Genomic DNA, 17,161 nt, shown 5'->3' with positions numbered 1-17,161 from the left:
GGTTTAACGGTTCCGGGCGTAGATTTCCGGACAAAAAGACCATCCGACCCAAAAGGAGCAGGACAGATCATGAAAACTCTGAAAACAGCGGCGACCGCCGCAGCCCTGTCACTAACTCTGGCAAGCACACAGGTACTGGCAGAAATGCAAACCAAGACCGTTGAATACAAGGTCGGTGAAACCACCTTTACCGGCTACATGGCCTGGGATGACGAATTCGAAGAGAAACGCCCGGGCGTTCTGGTGGTCCATGAGTGGTGGGGGCACAATGAATTCGCCCGGGATCAGGCAGAGCGGCTTGCCGCTGCCGGCTACACCGCGTTTGCCCTGGATATGTATGGCTCTGGCAAGCAGGCGGACCACCCTGATACCGCCCAGAAGTTCATGCAGGAAGCGACCAAGGACATGGATCAGGTGAAGGCGCGCTTCATGACGGCGATGGAGATCCTGCAAAACCATGAAAGCGTTGATGCTTCCCGCATCGCTGCACAAGGCTACTGTTTCGGCGGCGCGGTAGTCCTGAATATGGCACGTATGGGCTTGGATCTGGACGGCGTCGTCAGCTACCACGGTGCGCTTGGCAGCCCCATAACCGCCGAAGCCGGAACAGTGAAGGCCAGGGTTCAGGTGTACACCGGTGGTGCCGACAAGATGGTCCCCTCAGACCAGGTCGCCGGCCTGGTGAAGGAGATGCAGGACGCAGAAGTCGATCTCACCCTGGTGAGCTTTCCCGGCGTGCTGCACTCATTCACCAATCCTGGCGCTGACAAGGTCGCCGAGGAGTTCGGCATGCCGATAGGTTATGACGAAGAGGCCGCCACACGCTCCTGGGAGGGAACCATGCGTTTCTACGAGGCTATTTTCACCCGGTAACACCGTGCGCTGAACACCGGAACCCGGCCGGACGGCCGGGTTCTTCTGCTTCAGAGGGACGACGCAATACTGTTGCGAACGTCTGTCATCAGATCATCCAGCGGCAAAGCCCCGGACGCCATCGGGGGATGAATGGCGATTTCGATGTCACCGCTGCTGAACGCAACACTTCCCTTGGGCAATCGCTGGTGGGACCCACAGATGGTGACGGGAAGAATCGGAAGCTCGCCATCCTGTGCAATGACGAAACCACCCTTCTTGAAGGGTAGTAATTTGCCATCCCACGAACGGGTTCCTTCCGGGAAAATCAGAATGCCGGTGCCGTCCGGGAGCTGGCCGACACCTCGCTTGATGCTCTCCAGTGCATCACTACCTTTCGAACGATCGATAAACAAATTCCGCGAGGCTTCCAGTGCCAATCCGAACAGGGGCACCTTGCGCAACTCTTTCTTGATCACCCATCGATATTGCAGACCAAGGGCGAGCACCAGCGCCGGGGGATCAAGATAGGAGGCATGGTTGCTCAGAATGACATATCGCTGACCGGGCTCGATGTTTTCCCTGCCACGAACCTTGAGGCGGATACCGCAGACTTTCAGGATGATCCATGCATAGATCTGGGTGCCGTGGAACGCTGCATCCCCTCGCTTCCCCAACAGGGCTGCAATAACAATCGGGAAGAACAGAATCAGGGTGAGCAGTATGGCCCAGAACAGGATCCAGGCGGCCTTGAGCAGTCGGAGCATGTCATGATTCCTGGAGATCTCGACTTCCGGTTAAACGAGCAGCAGGTCGGTAAAGATTACACAATGATGGGAAAATGACAAAAGCGTGCCACCTTGCCAGGCGTTTTTCAGCCATTAAAAAAGGCAGCCGAAGCTGCCTTTTTGGCGGTTATTGCCGAATCCATCAGGGATTACAGGGCAACAACGTTCTCCGCCTGAGGACCTTTCTGGCCCTGGGTAACGGTGAACTCAACCTGCTGGCCTTCTGCCAGAGTTTTGAAACCGCTGCCCTGAATAGCGCTGTAGTGAACAAAAACGTCCGGGCCGCCTTCACGAGTGATAAAGCCAAAGCCTTTTGCTTCGTTGAAGAACTTAACAGTACCGGTAGTAGTAGACATACTTAAACTTCCTGAAATCAATCATATTATCTGCCGCCTCGCACCTTCATAGTGTCAGGTCGGCGTTTTGCGGAAATACAGAACTCGCTGAATCAAAAACAGGACGGTCACTACTAACTGCGGAGGTACGTCTTATTCATGAAATGCTTTGCTGAATCTTTCCTACGACCTTCACTCTACTCCTGAATCCGAAGCTTGCCAAGGGTATTTTCGAGAATTTGTGTAGGTAGTGGTACCCATCATCCCTTCACTAGGCCGAAGGTGTAAATTCCCAGTGCAGTCATGAGGATGGAGCCGACAACGTGGGCCAGAATACCGGTGATGGCCATGGCCCATTTGCCGTCCTGAATGGCAGCAAACATCTCGAGTGAAAACGTCGAAAAGGTGGTCAGGGCACCGCACAATCCGGTTATGGCAAAGAGCCGCCACTCTGGTGCCAGCGTGGTGCCATGGCTGAAGTAACCGATCAGCAGCCCGATCAGCCAACCACCACTGAGGTTGGCAACCAGCGTTCCGTAGGGAACGGCATGGTATGTCGTGTTCAACCACAACCCCAGAGCCCAACGAAGGTTGGCGCCGATAACGGCGCCAACACTCACAGCAACGAACGACAACCACATGTCAGGGCTGTCTCCTGTCAGGCAGGGTTGTGATCAATCACTGTTTCCTTGTTGCGCGCAAACTCATCAAACGGGAAGTCATCGACCGTCAGCATCTCAAGTACAACGGTCTCATACTGGCGCATGAAATCGGCCTCTTCCTTGGTATAGATACCAGCCTTCAGGGCCGCCTCAAACCGCTCTTCCGGATGCAAGGCGGTCATCGGCAATTCACCTTTGGCGTAGGCCTTGGTCGCTTTCCGGTATAGCTGTTCTGCCTTGTCGTAGTCCTTGAGCAGACCGTTGTAGCGAGCCACCGGATTCTCCACGGTGCCCTCGCCATTGGTATGCCAGATGCTGGCAATCAGCTTGTTGCGGATAGGCGTGTCTGTGGATATTGCACGAGCCAGTTTGCGCGCAAGGTCGTCCTGCGGACTGCCCCAGCGACGGCCGAGCGGCATCGTGACGCCGCGCAGAACCAGCGCCACGGCGCGATTCGGCAGGTTCTGGAGGAACTCATCCAGGGCGTTTTCAGTGCGATGCAGCAGCATGCCCAGACTGTACTCCATTACTTCCTTCTCACCCTCTACCGGCTGAGTCTCGTGCCAGTTCTTGAGGACCATGGAAGCCAGGTACAGGTTGGACAGCATATCCCCCAGCCGGGCAGAGATAAGCTCCCGCATTTTCAGTTCGCTGCCAAGCGTGGTCATCGCGGCATCCGAGCACAGACCAAAGGCCGCGCTGAAGCGGGCAACGGCCTGCGCGTACTTGCGACTGGCACTGTCAAACGGCACATCTGCCCGACCAAGACCCAGAGCCTGGGTGAAGGCGCGGGCGGCATTGCCGAAAATCAGCCCGGCGTGGCCGAAGAACGCATCGTCAAACGCGTTGATATCATCGTTGTCCTTGGCCGCCAGCTCCTTGAGCACATACGGATGGCAGCGAATGGCGCCCTGACCGAAGATCATCAGGCTGCGGGTCATGATGTTGGCACCCTCAACAGTGATCGAGACAGCGGCACCGCTGTAGCCTATGCCCAGGTAGTTACGCGGGCCAAGCGTGACGGTCTTGCCACCGTGAACGTCCATGGCATCGGTCAATACACCGCGCTGGAACTCGGTAAGGTGGTATTTAAGGATGGCAGACGGCACTGCCGGCTTCTCACCTTTATCAATCATGTTGGCCGTGTGGTTTACAGCTGCCTGAGAGATATAGGTCTTGGCGGCGATTCGGGCCAGAGGCTCCTGCACACCCTCCATATCAGCAACCGGCGTATTGAACTGACGGCGGATGCGGGTGAAACCACCAGCGGTGCCAACGGCCGACGCAGCCGCACCGGCCGCACCGGACGGCAAGGTGATACAGCGACCTACCGACAGGCACTCAACCAGCATACGCCAGCCCTGACCGGCCATATCCACGCCACCGATGATGTAGTCCAGCGGAATGAAGACGTCTTTACCCTTGATTGGGCCATTCAGGAACGGGCTGCCAATCGGGCAATGACGACGGCCGATTTCCATGCCTTTGGTGTCCCTGGGGATCAGTGCGCAGGTAATACCGTAGTCTTCGGTTTCGCCCAGGAGCCCGTCCGGGTCGAACATGCGGAAGGCAAGGCCAACAACCGTGGCGATGGGCGCCAGGGTGATCCAACGCTTCTCGAAATTGAGCCGGATACCGACAACTTCCTTGCCATCGACTTTCTGTTTGCAAACGATACCGGTATCCGGAAGCGACGTCGCATCCGAACCAGCCCTTGGGCCCGTCAGACCAAAGCACGGAATTTCACGACCGTCTGCAAGCCTTGGCAGGTAATGGTTTTTCTGTTCCTCGGTGCCGTACTTGACGAGCAGTTCGCCAGGACCGAGGGAATTGGGTACGCCCACAGACACCATGAGCGTCTCGTTGGATGCCAGTTTTTGCAGAACTGCAGACTGCGCCTTGGCAGAGAATTCAAGGCCACCGTATTCCTTGGGAATGATCATCCCCAAGAAACCTTCCTTCTTTAGGAAGTCCCACAGCTCTTTGGGCAGATCGGCCCGCTCGACCGCCACGTCCCAGGTGTTACACATGGAAATTGCCTGGACACACTGGTTGTCGACAAAGGCCTGCTCTTCCTCGCTCAGGCCCGTATTACGGTTTATCAGCAGGTTGTGCCAGTCGGGCCGACCAGTGAAGAGTTCACCGTCCCAGCCGACCGTACCGGCTTCGAGTGCCACTTTCTCAGTCTCGGACACCTTCGGTGCGACCTTTTTGAACATCGCGAAAATGCGGGGTGTCAGCCAGCTTTGGCGAAACCCCGGGAGGCCGGCGGCGGCTGTTACGGCGGCACCAATAAACAAAATCAGGGCCAGCAAACCAGAGGCAAAAATCAACGACAGCAAGCCGGTAACGGCCATTACACCAATCGCGGACTTTGCACCGGACTCGCGCCGCGTCACAATCAGCAGGCCAGCCAGTGCCACTACAAACAGTAGGAAAGTCATCATAGGTTCTCTCTGTCATCCATGGTTCGGGAATGTCGAAGACTATAAACCGTTACGTTTACGGTACCGCATCAGATGAGGGCTGACCAGCAATTGCCGCACAGTCAGCCAGTTACGGGGATCACACCTGCCGTTATGCGGTCACGATCACACGAATGCCTTCCAATGCCAGGCTGGCGTGCCCTATCGCCTCTTTTGCCGCCTCGAACTGATCGCGGAAAAAGTCGATTTCCTCCTCACGAATCGCCGGATTCACCTTTTGCAATGCTTCCAGCCGCCGGATTTCCGGTCCGAAACTGGCCTCCAACTGCTCAAGCGCCTGCGACTTCAGGGGCTCCAGATGAGGCTCCGACAACCGCTCCACGTGATCCACCATGGTTTCGACCTGGGGCCGGATCTGCGGAACGATGGCCTGGGCCGTGCGCCGCCGGATATTCGAGCACATCTCGTTGAGCCGGTCGTGGGGCAACGCGCCCGAGAGTTCCTTGCCATTCACGTCCACCAGCAGCCGAAGTGGCGAGACCGGCAGGTAGCGGGTCAGCTGAAGAGCCTCCGGTGCCGGGCAGTGCACAGTAAACAGGGCCTCCATCAACAGCGTTCCGGGCGGCAGGGCTTTCACCGAAAGGCTGGCGAGGGCGGCCTTGCCAAGGCCGGAACTGGTCACCGAGTCCATCACCCCCGTGACCATCGGGTGCTCCCAGCTCATGAAGGCCAGGTCTTCCCGCTCGAGCGCATTCTGTCGGTCCCAGGTCACGGTAATCCCGTCTTCCGGTAATTCGGCGACATGGCCGGCCTGATATTGCTCGCCGGGTCGCAGAATGTCGGAGTGATCGGCATGGTCTTCGACATCCACGCCGAGGATGTCAAAAGCCTCCATCATGTAATCCCGAACCCGGGCCTCGAATTCTTCGTCTTCGATGGCTGCGATCAGATCCTCTGCCACCTCAGGGCGACAGGAATTCAGCTCGATCAAGGCATCACGGCCAGCCTGCAAGAGCGTTTTCAGGCGCGTTGCTTCGTCCGCGGAGGCCTCGACGAGTCCATCAGCCACATCAAGGTCGCCATCAATAGCCTGCTGCCACTGGGCCTGCACCGCTTCCTGAACGGCAACGCCCACCGCGCAGCTTTCGGCAAAGGCGTTCAGGCCCTCGTGGAACCAGCGGAACTGCACCTCCTGACTGGTGCCACGCAGATAGGGCACGTGGATATCAATCGCTTCTGTCTGACCGATCCGGTCCAGTCGCCCGATGCGCTGCTCGAGCAAGTCCGGGTTTGCGGGCAGATCGAACAGCACGAGGTGATGGGCAAACTGGAAATTGCGGCCTTCGCTGCCGATTTCAGAGCAGATCAGCGCCTGGGCACCCTGCTCCGTGTCGGCGAAATAGGCGGCGGCGCGATCACGCTCGATCAGGCTCAGGTGCTCATGGAAGGCAGCACTGCGGATACCCGCCCGCAGCTGGAGATAATGCTCGAGGGCCATGGCGGTCTGGGCACTGGCACAGATAACCACTACTTTGGCCGGGCGCAGGCCGACCAGCTTTTTCTCAAGCCACTCAACCCGGGGATCGTCCTCCAGCCACTGCTCCTCAGGCACCAGTTGCTCCGGGGTCAACCCCTGAATACCTGAAGCCTGCCCTTCGTACATGGCCGGACAAGGCAACGGTTCAGGATCGGGTCGGCGCTCGGGAAATCCCTGGATGGCCGCCCGGGTGTTCCGGAACAGCACGCGACCGGTACCATGCCGGTCCAGCAGGGCATCGATCACCGATTGCCGCGGATTGTCACCGGCAAACAGCTGGTCCAGCTCTTCACCCAACCATTCCCGCAGCAGCTTCTGATCGCCCTCGCTGATATCGGAGTTTTCGTCCTGAAGCCGTCGGACAACACTGTTGATGGCTTCATACTGCTGCTCTTCTTTGCGGAAGGTTTCCAGATCATGGAAACGGGCCGGGTCGAGAAGCCGCAGGCGGGCAAAGTGACTGGCGATACCCACCTGCTCGGGCGTTGCTGTCAGCAAGAGCAGGCCGCGGCTGACCACCGACAGTTCCTCAACAATCCGGTATTCCGGGCTAACCTCTTCAGGGCTCCACGCAAGATGATGGGCTTCATCAACAATCATCAGGTCCCAATGAGCCTTGAGGGCATCGTCCTGCGCCTTCTGGCTTTTCTTCAGGAAGTCGAGACTGCAGAGCACCAGCTGTTCGCTCTCGAACGGATTCACCGCATCTTCATCGCCAAAAATATGGTTAACCAGCGCATCCACGTCGCTTTCCTGCTCTTTCAGAGCGTCGTAGCGACCCTGGTCCACTATGGAAAATCGCAGATTAAAGCGGCGGAGCATTTCCACCAGCCATTGATGGGTGAGGGAATCCGGCACCACGATCAGGGCACGTTTTGCCCGACCGGTGTGCAGCTGATAATGGAGGATCAGCCCTGCCTCGATGGTTTTGCCGAGGCCGACTTCATCTGCCAGAAGAACCCGCGGCGCATGGCGCCGGGCAACTTCATGGGCAATGTAGATCTGGTGTGGCAGATGCTGCGTGCGGGCGCCAATCAACCCCTGGGCTGACGATGCCCGCAAGCGGTTCATGTGCTGGAGCGTGGCAAACCTCAGGCGAAAGGCGCCGTTGCGATCGAACTGACCCGCGAACAGCCGCTGGTGCGGTGCTGAAAAATTCACGGATCCGGCGAGTTTCACCTCGGATATTTCGTGCAGATCGGTGCCGTCGTCCCCGTGATACAGGAGCACCCCGCCCCGGTCCTCAACTGCACGGACGGTGTACCGTTCGCCATCGAAGGTCTCAATCTCTTCCCCCAACTGATAGATGATGCGGGACAGCGGGGCGTTATCAATCGCGTAGGTGCGCTCCTCATCGGCGGCGGGAAACCCGAGGGTCACCCGGCGCCCGGAGATATCCGTGACGATCCCGAGCCCCAGGCCGGTATCACTGTGGCTGACCCAACGCTGACCAATAACAAATTCCGATGTATCCAAGAAACCTCCAGACCAATTAAGTTCTTGTGGCGCCGTTCTCACGCACCCAGTAAGCCGTCGCCCCACATACCGCCGCCGGCACAACAAACAGATTCAGCACCGGCACCATGGCGGCCAGCGCCACCGGCAGGCCAAAGCCGAAGGCAGACAGGCGGGTGTCACCGAGCAAACGACGCAGGGCAGGGAAACTGACCTTGTGGTTGTCTGCCGGGTAGTCCACGTATTGCAGCGCCATCATCCAGCTGTTGAACAGGAACCAGAGAACAGCAGCAACCAGATTAACAACCGGTATAAGACCGATGATCAGTAAACCGATAGCCCGCGGCAGGTAATACAGGATTTTCTGAACCTCGCGCCAGAGTGCGCGGGGAATATCCTTGATGATCGATGCCCAGCTGTCATCGGTATTCACCTCCTGACCAGTCAGGTGCTTTTCTGTCAGCTCGGCAAGATAGCCATAGAAAGGGGAACCAATCAGATTGGCAACGATCACAAAGCCGTAGGCGAGCATCAGTACGATGACCGCCCCATACAGAATCCAGAACAGCCAATCCAGTGCCTGAAGCCACGCCCAGTCCGGCAACCACGACATCGCGGTGGCAATCAGGCCTGCAAACAGCTCTCCCATGAAGAAGAACAGCAATCCGAAAAGCAGAATATTGATAACCAGTGGAATGATGACGAACAGCCGAAGACCGGGCTGACGAATCAGGCGGAAACCCTCACCCAGGTAGCCCAGTCCACGAAAAAAATTACCCTTGAGCATAGCTGGCAGGACCTCCGCTTCAATGACAATGACGGGGCGCAAAGCATACCATGTTGGCAACATTCCCACAGCCCGAGAACGCTCAGTGACTTCCCCGATGGATACATTGAAACAACAACTGACCAGCCTGCTGCAATACCGCCCCCTCTGGCAGGCAGCTTTTGTGGTTTCCGTTCTGGCCATCGTGTTTCTTGCGACAACCGACAGCCCTCATGCCATACCCTCATCGTCGAACGACAAGGTGAACCATTTTATCGCCTTCCTCGAGCTCACCATCCTCACCCGGCTGGCCTGGCCGGAGCTCCGGGCCATCTGGTTTGCGCCGGCCTTGCTCGGCTTTGGCCTTGGCATTGAGCTTATCCAGGCAACCCTCCCCTATCGGGAATTTTCCCTGGCCGATCTGGCCGCGGACGGCGCCGGCATTGCCATCGGACTTCTTCCCTGGCCCGGCATCCGAAACACCGGCAAACCGGATTTGCGAAATTCGCCAGATTCGCTGTGAGATATCTCTTACAAAGACGTGAGATCTTGCAGTGACGTTGTGTGCGCAGCAATGCAAGACATTCTTTAGGGAAAAGCTAACTCACTGATAATTTTATTTTATTGGATGCACCCACGCTGACATCTTCCGCGATGCGTGCACATTTCACACGTTTGTCAAAATCCAGTTGGTATATTGTTGTCGTCAAGGATGACAGGGAAATGGACGACGCACTGGATGCACCCCGGCAAGGACCGCGGGGAGAGGTAGGGACACAAGGACGCCTCGCTTAAGGGATAACTATTCGGATAGCCGGCTCGGATGCCGGCACCACGGAGTGGCTCAAGGATCTCGCAACACGGCTGTTGCCCAATGCGCAAGGATGCGCCGACCTGTTCCGAGAAAGGGTAACCGTTTGGTTGCCCTTTATTTTTTTATACCTTCTTTTTTCTCACCCCTGATCCATCACTGGTTGTTCTCGGCCAGGTAGATACGAACCTTATTGAACTCCTCGAATTCGTTAAGATCCGGCCAGGTCCGGGCCTCAAGCGTTGTCTGCTTGCGGTAGGCATCGTCACCCAACACTTTCATCCGCGAATCCGCCAGCAGCACCCGAGGAGCCGCCTCGCGTAAAACGCCGAGCAACGGCCGGTTTTCCGGATCGTAGAGCACATCCGCAGCGGTCACGACATCTATTTCGTCCGGTCGGGCTGCCCAGTCAGGGCAAAGGCCAACGGAAACACCATTGAGAGCCGCATTCGCATTGGCCGCGTCCAGCGCAGCCGGATCAATGTCACAGGCGATGGCTTCCTTCGCTCCGGCCATTGCCGCCGCGACAGCCACGATTCCGGATCCCGAGCCGAAATCCAGGACGCGCTTGCCCTCAACCCAATGGGGATTGTCCAGAATCCAGTTGGCGAGCACCTGGCCGCTGGCCCAGCTGAACGACCAGTAGGCGGGTTCGGCAACGACCGCCTGGGCCTCTTCGTGCGATAACGGCCCCTCAAGCACCCTCGGGTCAAAGAGGTACAGGGCAATGCGCTCACAGCCGGCAGGACGGGATACGGCCACCCGGCCTCGGGAGAGGGTTTTGCGCAGGTGCTGATTCAGACTGTCCACTGACATGGGGTACCCAACCTCAATTTTCCGGAAGGCGTTATTGTAGCCGTGACCAGTCCGGGAAACAGGCGGCGACAAGCAGAAAAACCCCATTTCCGCTATACTGCCGCCTCCATCTGACAACTGGTTTACCGCTGAAATGGCAAGCAGACCCGACACCGACGACTACCTTTCCCTGTTCCTGAACGATGTGCCGCTGATGGACGTCCGGGCACCGGTAGAGTTCAGCCGTGGCAGCTTTCCGAATACCGAAAACGCGCCCCTGATGAGCGATGAGGAGCGCCATCGGGTTGGTATCTGTTACAAGGAGAAAGGTCAGGACAAGGCGATTGAGCTAGGGCACCAGCTGGTGTCCGGTGACATCAAGGCCCAGCGCATTGAAGCCTGGAAACGTTTTGTCGCCCGCCACCCGGACGGCTACCTGTTCTGTTTTAGGGGAGGCCTCCGCTCCCGTCTCACCCAGCAGTGGATCCTGGAGGCCGGCATTGACTACCCGCTGGTCAAAGGCGGCTACAAGGCATTGCGCCGATTCCTGATCGACAGCCTGGAAGCGCAGATCGAATCCGGCGAGTTCCGCATTCTCAGCGGGCGCACCGGAACTGGCAAAACACGGGTTCTGCAACAGCTGCCGAATCCGGTGGATCTTGAAGGCCTTGCCAACCACCGGGGCTCCAGTTTCGGTCGACAGGTAACACCGCAACCTTCCCAGATTGATTTCGAGAACAGGCTGGCCGTGGCCATGCTCAAGGCTCATCATCACAACGGCGGCCCAATCTACCTCGAAGATGAGAGCCGTCTGGTGGGGCGTTGCGCCCTCCCCGAATCGCTCAAGGATCGCATGGCCGAGTCGCCTCTGCTGATTCTCGAGCAACCGCTGGAAGAACGCATTGCCATTATCCGGGAAGACTACGTTGACGGCATGTTCGCAGATTATGTAAACCGCGATGGGTCAGAGGCGGGCTGGCTGAATTTTCGGGACTACCTGTTGAGCGCCATTGACCGCATTCGTAAACGCCTGGGCGGGGAGCGACACAGGCAGCTTCGCAACCTGATGGAAGAGGCCCTCGCGCAGCAGGAAAGCAGCGGCCAGACCGAGGCCCACCATGCCTGGATTCAGGCACTGCTTCAGGACTACTACGACCCCATGTACGACTATCAACTCAGCCGAAAAGAGGGGCGGATACTTGTCCGCGGAGGCCCCCGAACCATTTTGGACTGGGCCAGTGAGAGTTCGGCTACTTAGGCTTCTGGCCGAAGATTCAACCAACGATATACCGCCGACAGATTTGTCTGCTATATAAAGAGCTAGACGAATCAGGTTGTTGCAGGAATTTGTCTGTTAACCTCACCCTTACGAAAAATACCAAGGAACAAGGAGTTCTTTATGGAAGACCTGTTTGGCGCCGAAGGCGACGCATCAGCACTCATGGATCAGGCCATCGCCCTGGTCATGACTTACGCACCAAAGGTGGTGCTAGCCATTGTCACACTGATTGTGGGCATGTGGCTGATAAACCGGTTTGTTAACGTACTCGACAACAAGCTTGGGAAAAAAGACCCCACCCTGAACAAGTTTCTCTGCGGCCTTCTCAGCGTCATCCTCAAGATCCTGCTGCTGATTTCAGTCGCCTCCATGATAGGCATTGCCACAACATCCTTCATCGCTATTGTTGGTGCTGCGGGTCTGGCCGTTGGCCTTGCGCTGCAGGGCAGTCTGTCCAACTTCGCCGGCGGCGTGCTGATCCTGATCTTCAAACCGTTCAAGGTTGGTGACACGATTGATGCCCAGGGCTACCTCGGCTCCGTCCGCGAAATCTCGATCCTGTACACCATTGTCGACACCTTCGACAACCGCAGGATTGTGATCCCGAATGGTCAACTGGCCAACGCCAGCCTGACCAACCTGAGCGCCTATGAAACCCGTCGCTGCGACATGAGCTTCGGCATCGGCTACGGGGATGACATCGACAAGGCCAAGGCCGTCTGCAAGCGCCTCATTGAGGAAGACGAGCGCGCACTGAAAGACCCCGAGCCGCTGATCGTTGTTGGTGCCCTGGGCGAAAGCTCCGTCGATCTGACCGTTCGGGCCTGGACCAAATCAGGTGATCTCTGGCCCTTCTACTGGGACATGCACGAGAAAGTGAAGAAAGCATTCGACGCCGAGGGCATCAGCATTCCGTTCCCCCAGCGCGATGTTCATATGATTAAAACCGACTGAGATTCGCGATCGGTTTCTCATTGATACATCCGGTTACTCGCAAACTGCGTAACCTCGACTAAGCTGACCATTAATGGCGGGGTTGACCAACCCCGCCAGGCCATCGGGGCCAGGCAATTAGATCAACACAGGCTCCGGAACGCTGTCATTGCTGGTAGGAGGTTGTCACTATGCCGGTACAGCAGTTGAAGGAATTCCTCGATGAGGCAGGTGTGGAATACATGTGCCTCTCCCACCCTCCTGCATTTACCGCCCAGGAACTCGCCCACCACGTCAAGATTGCCGGCGACCGTGTCGTCAAAACGGTGATCATCGAACTGGATGGCAAAATGGCAATGCTGGTGATGCCGGCCACCTGGCGAATCCGCTGGGACAGATTATCCCGCATCCTCGACACCGACTTTCTTGACCTCGCTGACGAACAGGAATTCCAGGACCGCTTCCCGGATTGCGAGGTAGGCGCCATGCCCCCCTTTGGCAACCTGTTCGGAATGACCGTCTATTGCGCCGAAGCGCTGACCGAGCAGCCCGAGCTGGCGTTCGCCGCAGGCAGCCACAGCGAATCGGTACATATGAAAACCTCGGATTTCCTGACCCTCGTGCAACCCATGGTCCTGAACCAGGGATTCAACAAACCGGGTGCACAGAAGCCCGCCTGGCTGATCAAGAACCGTCGCAGGCCTGACGACGCTGCCGAGCCGCGGGTGTCAGGTATGGCAGGCTATTGAGGGTTTTCATTCCGGCTTGATCCCGGTCTCTTGTCTGGCTGCCGTCATCGCGTAAACTGAGGGCATCAGACAGGAAACCGATATGACTCAAGTCTTTGATATTGTCGTAGTTGGTGCCGGCATGGTCGGCGCTGCTCTCGCCACTGGCCTCGGCCAGAATGGCTTCCGCGTTGCCCTCGTCGACCGGGCTCCGCCCCCCGACTTTGACCCGGAAAGCGCCCCGGACATCCGGGTTTCTGCCCTGAGCGCCGGCAGTGAGCGCTATCTTCAGAGCCTGGGCGCCTGGGACCACATCCTCGGAATGCGCGCGACGCCCTATAAGCGACTGGCCGTATGGGATGAAACCCGCTATCCACTGCAGAACCTGGTGCCCCGAAAACTGGCTGAGGTCCAATTCGACGCCACCGAGCTGGGCGCCCACCACTTGGGACACATCGTCGAAAACTCCGTGACCCAACAGGCGCTCTGGCAAACCGCCGAGGCCTGCCCCCAGGTATCCCTGTTCCACGGTCAAGGTGTCGCCTCACTGGCGCAGTCCGGTGAAACCGCCACGATCACCCTGGATGACGGCCGCGAGCTACTAGCAAGCCTGGTAGTCGGTTGCGATGGTGCCCAATCCCGAATCCGGGACCTGGCCGGCATCGGCATAACCCGTAACCAGTATGACCAGCAGGCAATGGTCATTTCGGTACGCTATCAGGGGCCGGTTGAGAACATTACCTGGCAGGGCTTTCACCCCTCGGGTCCCCGAGCCTTTCTGCCATTGCACAGTGCCGGTCCGGAACATCCCGGCGAAAGCTGGGGCTCCCTGGTCTGGTACGATTCGCCCGACGAACTCGCTCGCCTGAAAAGCCTGGACGACAGCACCCTGATGAACGAGATTCAGTCGTCGTTTCCCGCAAGCCTGCCTTTGCTGACGCACATCGACAGCAAGGCCTCGTTTCCCATCGCGCGCCAACACGCAAAACAGTACCACTCCGGACGGGTCGTCCTGGCTGGCGACTCGGCCCACACCATCAACCCGCTGGCCGGACAGGGCGTAAACCTGGGCTTCCAGGATGCGCAGGCGTTACAGTCGGCTCTGAAAGAAGCCAAGCGCGCTGGAGATGATCTGGCAAATCCGAAGTGGCTGAACCTCTACGAACAACAGCGCCGGCCGGCGAACCGCAGAATGATGCTGACCATGGATCTGTTCTACCATCTGTTCAGCAACCGGATTCCACCCGTCCACCTGCTACGCAACCTCGGCCTCGGCGCCGCCCACGCCCTGCCCTTCGCCCGCAACCGGGTTGCCCGCTACGCCATGGGCATCGACGAGGAACTGCCAGCCGTGGTCAGGCAGATAACGTCCCGGATTCCCGGCCTTAGTCAGCTTTGAAACCAAACAACAATCCCAAGGACACGCGAAAAGGAGCCACCATGTCAGAGACGATTTTCACCAAGATCATCAACCGGGAAATCCCCGCCGACATACTCTACGAAGACGACATCGCTCTCGCCTTCAGCGACATCAACCCTCAGGCGCCGGTTCATTTCCTGGTCATCCCGAAAAAGGCCATCGCCACCATTAACGACATCACCGAAGATGATCGGGAACTGGTAGGGCATCTGTATCTGGTGGCTGCGAAAATTGCCAAGGAGAAGGGCTTTTCCGACGACGGCTACCGGGTTGTCATGAACTGCGGGGAAAATTCAGGGCAGACGGTGTTCCACATCCACTTGCACGTTCTTGCCGGCAAGCCGCTGGGCTGGCCGCCTTATACCGACAAGATGAAGCAGGCCTGATTTTTTAGGCTTGGGTGCCGGCAAGCGGTCCGGTAATGCTGTTTGGGACACGCTCAAGGCATCCATGCGCGCTTAGCTTTCGCCATCCCTGGCGAAAGATAGTCCCAAACAGCATTACCGGCCCACTTGCTCAAACCTGGGAGCTATCGCTCGTAGGCGCCCAATTATCTGTTTTGTTGAGGGACCAGGCTGACTCCCAGCTCTGATCGGACGGCATGTGGTGCGGCTTTCCGGGACTGTCTTTCGCCATGGATGGCGAAAGCCAAGCGACCATGGACGGCTCGAGCGTGTCTCGGAAAGCCGCACCACACGGCGGCCCTCCTCCCAAGCCAAAGAATCAGCGGCCGACCACCTTCTCAGCCTCTTCCACCGGCGTATGACGAACGTCCTCGCCTTTGACCATGAAGATCACGTTCTCGGCAATGTTACATGCGTGGTCACCCACCCGCTCCAGGGCACGGAGCACCCACATCACCGACATGCACCGTGAAATGTTACGGGTATCTTCCATCATGAACGTCAGCAGGGTCCGAGCCGCTGCCTGATATTCCTCATCGACGCGCTTGTCTTCCTTCATGATCCGCAACGCCTGCTCGGAATCCAGCCGGGCAAAGGCATCCAGGGCATCGTGAAGCATGCTCAGCACGTGGGTGCCAATGTGGCGTACTTCCACATAGCCCCGCGGGGCCTGGCCTTCTTCCTGCAGCTTGATCGCAAGCTTGGCGATTTTCTTGGCCTCGTCGCCAACCCGCTCAAGGTCGGCCACCATCTTGATGACCGAGATCACCAGACGCAGATCCCGGGCCGTCGGCTGGCGACGGGCGATGATCAGGGTGGCCTCCTCGTCGATTTCCACTTCCATCCGGTCAACTTTCTTGTCGTTGGCACGGATTTCGTCCGCCAGATGACCATCGCCATCCACCAGTGCCTGAATGGCGTTCTCGACCTGGGATTCCACCATGCCACCCATTTTCAGGAACTCGGTCTTGAGTTCCATCAGTTCGTTATTGAACTTGTGGGAGATGTGATCCCCGTAAACTTCGTCCTTCTTCGTAGGCATACTGTTCTTCTCCAAAATTCCTCAGGTCCGGAATCAGCCGAAACGGCCGGTGATGTAGGACTCGGTCAGTTCATGTTCCGGCGAGGTGAATACCTTGTTGGTCTCGTTTACTTCCACCAGGTGTCCCAGGTGGAAGTAGGCCGTGCGGTGCGAAACCCGGGCCGCCTGCTGCATCGAGTGGGTCACGATAACGATCGTGTAGCTTTCGGACAGTTCGGCAATCAGCTCTTCCACTTTCGCGGTCGCAATAGGGTCCAGGGCCGAGCAGGGCTCGTCCATCAGCACCACTTCCGGGCTCACGGCAATTGCACGGGCAATACACAGGCGCTGTTGCTGGCCACCGGACATGCCGGTTGCGTTGGCGTCCAGGCGATCCTTTACCTCTTCCCAGAGGCCGGCCTTGCGCAGGCTGTTTTCCACAATCTCGTCCAGATCCGACTTGCGGTTGGCCAGGCCGTGAATCCGGGGGCCGTATGCCACGTTGTCATAGATGGACTTGGGAAAGGGGTTCGGCTTCTGGAATACCATACCGACCCTGGCCCGCAGTTCGACCACATCCCGCTTGGGGTCGTAAATATCGTGGTCGTCCAGTTGCAGAGAACCCTTCACACGACAGATATCGATGCTGTCGTTCATGCGATTCAGGCAGCGCAGGAAGGTGGATTTGCCGCAACCGGATGGGCCGATAAAGGCAATGACTTCGTTACGGCCAATATCGAGGCTGATCTTCTTGATCGCGGGGGCATCGCCGTAGAACACTTCGACATCACGAAGCTTGAACTTCGGGTCGTCCGAGAACGGCTTACCGACGGTTTTGCCCTCTTCAATGATGGTTTCAGCGGGCTTTGATTCCTGAACTGGCACGGCGACCTCATCCGGTTGGGTAACTTCACTGGCAATGGTTGTATTCACACTATTCATCTTGATT

At 57.8% G+C, this 17,161-nt stretch carries 16 protein-coding genes; 7 read left to right on the top strand and 9 right to left on the bottom strand.

Annotation, left to right across the window (positions count from 1 at the left end):
- The first annotated feature begins 69 nt into the window (after nt 1–69).
- Nucleotides 70–873, top strand: a complete 804-nt coding sequence (locus tag CFB02_RS16235) for a dienelactone hydrolase family protein (protein WP_172835839.1) — start codon at nt 70–72, stop codon at nt 871–873.
- Nucleotides 874–923: 50 nt separating this feature from the next.
- Here the strand turns inward: CFB02_RS16235 and CFB02_RS16230 are convergent, their stop codons facing one another.
- The 6 genes from CFB02_RS16230 to cysZ all read right to left on the bottom strand — a co-directional run bounded on the left by CFB02_RS16230 (nt 924) and on the right by cysZ (nt 8,842).
- Complete coding sequence (locus CFB02_RS16230) at nt 924–1,619, bottom strand: lysophospholipid acyltransferase family protein (RefSeq protein WP_088558827.1); 696 nt, start codon at nt 1,617–1,619, stop codon at nt 924–926.
- A 170-nt stretch (nt 1,620–1,789) separates the two neighbouring features.
- Complete coding sequence (locus tag CFB02_RS16225; protein ID WP_008172950.1) at nt 1,790–1,996, bottom strand: cold-shock protein; 207 nt, start codon at nt 1,994–1,996, stop codon at nt 1,790–1,792.
- Between the two features lie 239 nt (nt 1,997–2,235).
- A complete protein-coding gene (gene crcB / locus CFB02_RS16220; RefSeq protein WP_008172952.1) occupies nt 2,236–2,616 on the bottom strand; it encodes a fluoride efflux transporter CrcB in 381 nt (126 codons plus the stop codon).
- 17 nt (nt 2,617–2,633) lie between these two features.
- Entirely contained in the window at nt 2,634–5,084 is a 2,451-nt protein-coding gene (locus CFB02_RS16215; RefSeq protein ID WP_088558826.1) for an acyl-CoA dehydrogenase, read from the bottom strand.
- Nucleotides 5,085–5,214: 130 nt separating this feature from the next.
- Entirely contained in the window at nt 5,215–8,076 is a 2,862-nt protein-coding gene (rapA, locus tag CFB02_RS16210) for an RNA polymerase-associated protein RapA (RefSeq protein WP_088558825.1), read from the bottom strand.
- Between the two features lie 16 nt (nt 8,077–8,092).
- Entirely contained in the window at nt 8,093–8,842 is a 750-nt protein-coding gene (gene cysZ / locus CFB02_RS16205) for a sulfate transporter CysZ (protein WP_008172957.1), read from the bottom strand.
- A 97-nt stretch (nt 8,843–8,939) separates the two neighbouring features.
- Between cysZ and CFB02_RS16200 the strand changes: the two genes are divergently transcribed.
- Nucleotides 8,940–9,344 carry a VanZ family protein gene (locus CFB02_RS16200; RefSeq protein ID WP_088559280.1) on the top strand — a complete coding sequence of 135 codons (405 nt, stop codon included), beginning with the start codon at nt 8,940–8,942 and terminating at the stop codon, nt 9,342–9,344.
- Between the two features lie 444 nt (nt 9,345–9,788).
- Here CFB02_RS16200 and CFB02_RS16195 read toward each other — a convergent pair whose 3' ends face one another.
- On the bottom strand, nt 9,789–10,448 hold the full coding sequence (locus tag CFB02_RS16195) for a class I SAM-dependent methyltransferase (protein WP_088558824.1): 660 nt from the start codon (nt 10,446–10,448) through the stop codon (nt 9,789–9,791).
- A 133-nt stretch (nt 10,449–10,581) separates the two neighbouring features.
- On the opposite strand from CFB02_RS16195, the gene mnmH reads away from it, so the two are divergent.
- The 5 genes from mnmH (at nt 10,582) to CFB02_RS16170 (ending at nt 15,173) form a co-directional block, all read left to right on the top strand.
- Nucleotides 10,582–11,685: a tRNA 2-selenouridine(34) synthase MnmH gene (gene mnmH / locus CFB02_RS16190; RefSeq protein ID WP_088558823.1), complete on the top strand. Its 1,104-nt coding sequence runs from the start codon at nt 10,582–10,584 to the stop codon at nt 11,683–11,685.
- Between the two features lie 141 nt (nt 11,686–11,826).
- Nucleotides 11,827–12,660 carry a mechanosensitive ion channel family protein gene (locus tag CFB02_RS16185; protein ID WP_088558822.1) on the top strand — a complete coding sequence of 278 codons (834 nt, stop codon included), beginning with the start codon at nt 11,827–11,829 and terminating at the stop codon, nt 12,658–12,660.
- A gap of 170 nt (nt 12,661–12,830) precedes the next feature.
- The gene (locus CFB02_RS16180; RefSeq protein WP_062785948.1) at nt 12,831–13,388 is read left to right on the top strand and encodes an aminoacyl-tRNA deacylase; all 558 of its coding nucleotides are present in this window, start codon (nt 12,831–12,833) and stop codon (nt 13,386–13,388) included.
- 82 nt (nt 13,389–13,470) lie between these two features.
- Nucleotides 13,471–14,766 (top strand): FAD-dependent monooxygenase, encoded by a 1,296-nt coding sequence (locus CFB02_RS16175; protein ID WP_088558821.1) that lies wholly within the window; start codon nt 13,471–13,473, stop codon nt 14,764–14,766.
- 41 nt (nt 14,767–14,807) lie between these two features.
- Nucleotides 14,808–15,173, top strand: coding sequence for a histidine triad nucleotide-binding protein (locus CFB02_RS16170; RefSeq protein ID WP_088558820.1), 366 nt, complete (start codon nt 14,808–14,810; stop codon nt 15,171–15,173).
- Nucleotides 15,174–15,510: 337 nt separating this feature from the next.
- Here the strand turns inward: CFB02_RS16170 and phoU are convergent, their stop codons facing one another.
- Entirely contained in the window at nt 15,511–16,233 is a 723-nt protein-coding gene (phoU, locus tag CFB02_RS16165; protein ID WP_088558819.1) for a phosphate signaling complex protein PhoU, read from the bottom strand.
- 33 nt (nt 16,234–16,266) lie between these two features.
- Nucleotides 16,267–17,154 carry a phosphate ABC transporter ATP-binding protein PstB gene (pstB, locus tag CFB02_RS16160; protein ID WP_088558818.1) on the bottom strand — a complete coding sequence of 296 codons (888 nt, stop codon included), beginning with the start codon at nt 17,152–17,154 and terminating at the stop codon, nt 16,267–16,269.
- Between the last annotated feature and the right edge of the window lie 7 nt (nt 17,155–17,161).

This window comes from Marinobacter sp. es.042 (assembly GCF_900188315.1).
GTDB lineage: Bacteria > Pseudomonadota > Gammaproteobacteria > Pseudomonadales > Oleiphilaceae > Marinobacter.
This window is presented reverse-complemented; position numbering and strand designations above follow the sequence as displayed.